Origin of the sequence: Microbacterium sp. H6 (assembly GCF_003314775.1) — a bacterium.
Lineage (GTDB): Bacteria > Actinomycetota > Actinomycetes > Actinomycetales > Microbacteriaceae > Microbacterium > Microbacterium oxydans.
In genome coordinates this window covers 1-2,863 of the sequence record NZ_QOAY01000275.1, presented here as the reverse complement: position 1 = coordinate 2,863, position 2,863 = coordinate 1, and the positions used below count along the sequence as shown (strand labels likewise).

Sequence of the window (2,863 nt, the reverse complement as noted above, 5' to 3'; positions counted from 1 at the left end):
CTGGACGAGCCGCTCTCCGGCAACCCGACGGGTGCGGGCGATGCCGGTGTCGCAGCGTGCGCCGTGCTGTACGCCGCCGGGGTGCGCGACCCCGAGCAGATCCTCCGCCGTGCCACGGCATGGTCCGCCGCCGCGGTGCTCACGCCACTCGCGGGCGACATCTCCTCACGCTGGACCGAGCTCGAACAGCACTTGCGCATCTCGCGCCCCGACCCTGAATCCTTCCGGAAGGACCCCTCGTGACCCTCGTCTCCGCTCGCGACCTCGTCTCCGCGGCATCTGCTGCCGGCACGGGCATCGGCGCTTTCAACGTGATCCATCTCGAGACGGCGGAGGGCTTGGTTCGGGCAGCCGCGCTCGCACAGCTCCCCGTCATCCTGCAGATCTCCCAGAACTGCGCCGACTATCACGGTGGGCTCGAACCCATCGCCCTGGCGACTCTCGCGGTGGCACGGCGCGCGCAGACCCCCGTGGCTGTGCACCTCGACCACGCCGAGCGGCCGGAGCTCGTCGACGAGGCCATCGCGCTGGGCTTCGGCTCGGTCATGTTCGACGGCGGGGCGCTGCCCTACGACGACAACGTGGCGCTCACGGCGGCGGTCGCGGCGCGTGCGCACGAGGCCGGCGTGTACGTCGAGGGTGAGCTCGGCGAGGTGGGGGGCAAGGACGGAGCCCATGCGCCCGGTGTGCGCACCGACCCCGACGAGGCGCGGGCATTCGTGGCAGCGACGGGAGTGGATGCTCTCGCGGTCGCGGTGGGCTCTTCGCACGCGATGACCGACCGCACCGCCTCTCTCGACCTCGACCTGATCGGGCGCCTTCACGAGGCTCTCCCCGTGCCGCTGGTGCTGCACGGATCGTCCGGTGTCGCGGATGCCGTGATCGCCGATGCCGTGCGAGCCGGCATGACCAAGATCAACGTCTCCACGCACCTGAACGGCTACTTCACGCGCGCCGTCCGCGAGAAGCTCGACGCGGACGAGCGCCTGGTCGACTCCCGCAAGTACCTCGCGCCGGCCCGCGATGCCCTCGCGGACGAAGCCGCGCGCATGCTCCGGCTGTTCGCGTTGCAGACGACGGAAGCCGTGGCCTGATGAAGCGGGCCGCCCGGCTGAACGCGATCCTCGACCTGCTGGCTGCGAAGGGCGAGGTGACGGTCGAAGAGCTCGTCGAGGAGTTCGAGGCTTCGTCGGCGACCACGCGTCGCGACCTCGATACGCTCGCCGAGCAGCGCCTGCTCACCCGGACGCATGGCGGTGCGGTAGCGCAGACGGTCGCCTATGAACTGCCCATCCGCTACAAGAGCCACCTGCGCACGCATGAGAAGGCCAGCATCGCGCAGACCGCCGCCGGCCTGGTCGCACCCGGCATGGTGGTCGGGCTCTCCGGCGGCACGACCACGACCGCGATCGCCGCTGCCTTGGCCGCACGGGACGACCTCGCGGGGAGCGGTGGCATCACCGTGGTAACGAATGCCGTGAACATCGCTGCCCAGCTCGCCACGCGCCCCGACATCAAGGTGGTCGTCACCGGTGGCGTCATCCACTCGCGCAGCTACGAACTGGTCGGTCCGTTCGTGGAGCAGCTGCTGCGCGGAGTGCGGCTCGACATCGCCTTCATCGGTGTGAACGGGATGGACGCCGTCGCCGGTGCGACCACACAGGACGAGCGCGAGGCCGCGGTGAACCGGATGATGGCCGAACGCGCGCGCCGAGCGGTCGTGGTGACCGACGGCAGCAAGCTCGGCGTCGAGGCGTTCTCGACCGTCGGCGGCGTCGAGCTCTTCCCGACCGTGATCACCGACGCCGGGGCTGACACCGAGGTGCTCGCAGCGCTCCGCGCGGCTGGATACGCGGTGCTGGTCGCCTGACGCCGCCGCACGGAGCGCGGTCATACTCAAAGTATGACTACGACGATCAAGGTGAGCGACGACCTGCGCGACCGGCTGAAGGAGCAGGCCGCGCGTGACGGTCTCACTCTCGGCGCGCATCTCGCTCACCTTGCCGACGCGGAGGACCGCCGTCGGAGACTGCAGTCGCTGAAGCATGCGATCGAACGGACGGCTGCGGCCGACAAGCAATCGCATGCTGCAGAAGCCGTGGCCTCGGCTGGATACTTGGATGCCGTGACCACGCTGGCCATCGTGCTGCCGATCACGACGACCGACCGGGGCTGGCCGAATCACGTCGTCGTGGACGGGCCGAGCGGACTGGACCGGCCGTCGTGGATCATGACCGAGCAACCTCGCACGCTTTCCCGCGACCGCCTCACGGGGACGGCAGGTGAGGTCACGGAGGAATGCCTGGCCTCGGTACGCGTCTGGCTCGGCGACTTCCTCGAGCTCTGAAGAGCGTCGCTCCCCCGGCACACCCCAAGGGCCCCGACGTCCCCAGATCGTCGAGGCCCTCTGAGGGTGCCGCGGCGGCCTGCCGCATCATCCTCGAGCAGATGGTGTCCGTGTCGTGTTCGCGCTCCCCAGTGCGCATGATCCCCAGATCCGACTGCGCCTCCCTCGCGCCTCTCCCTTCGAGGCCCTTCGCATGGCACCTTCCGAAGAACAGGAGCGAGCGGCCTCCCTTCTGATACATCGAATGGAGGAAAAGTTTCAGAATCCGCTGCCGTGGCACTGGAACGGGGCGCTCAGGCCGGTCTCGGCGGATGCCCGCGCGAGCGCGACGGCCGGTGCGGCACCTTCGGACAGGCCGGTGTGCACGGCGCTGAGGAGCTCGGCCGCGACGTCATCCGGAACGGCGACGGGGGCGGCGATCACGCAGTCGGCACCCGCGTGCAACCACACCCGCGTCATGCCCAACGCCTCTTCGCCCCACCGCACCGAGGAGCGCCCGAGCTCGCACGCCGACAG

4 protein-coding genes and 1 pseudogene are annotated in these 2,863 nt (G+C 69.9%); 4 read left to right on the top strand and 1 reads right to left on the bottom strand.

The window, feature by feature from the left end; all coding sequences use genetic code 11:
• From DSP71_RS17940 to DSP71_RS17925, 4 genes and pseudogenes are all read left to right on the top strand, one after another.
• Positions 1-243 (top strand): annotated as a pseudogene (locus tag DSP71_RS17940) (1-phosphofructokinase family hexose kinase); the annotation flags it as partial.
• Entirely contained in the window at positions 240-1,094 is an 855-nt protein-coding gene (locus tag DSP71_RS17935) for a class II fructose-bisphosphate aldolase (RefSeq protein ID WP_113681734.1), read from the top strand. The pseudogene DSP71_RS17940 and the gene DSP71_RS17935, both read left to right, overlap by 4 nt.
• Positions 1,094-1,870 carry a DeoR/GlpR family DNA-binding transcription regulator gene (locus DSP71_RS17930; RefSeq protein ID WP_058630848.1) on the top strand — a complete coding sequence of 259 codons (777 nt, stop codon included), beginning with the start codon at positions 1,094-1,096 and terminating at the stop codon, positions 1,868-1,870. Before DSP71_RS17935 ends, DSP71_RS17930 begins: the two co-directional genes overlap by 1 nt.
• Before the next feature lie 33 nt (positions 1,871-1,903).
• Entirely contained in the window at positions 1,904-2,347 is a 444-nt protein-coding gene (locus DSP71_RS17925; RefSeq protein WP_113681733.1) for a type II toxin-antitoxin system PemK/MazF family toxin, read from the top strand.
• A gap of 258 nt (positions 2,348-2,605) precedes the next feature.
• On the opposite strand, the gene DSP71_RS17920 is transcribed toward DSP71_RS17925, so the two are convergent.
• Positions 2,606-2,863: CHAT domain-containing protein (locus DSP71_RS17920; RefSeq protein ID WP_113681732.1), on the bottom strand; the 258-nt coding region annotated here is incomplete at its 5' end.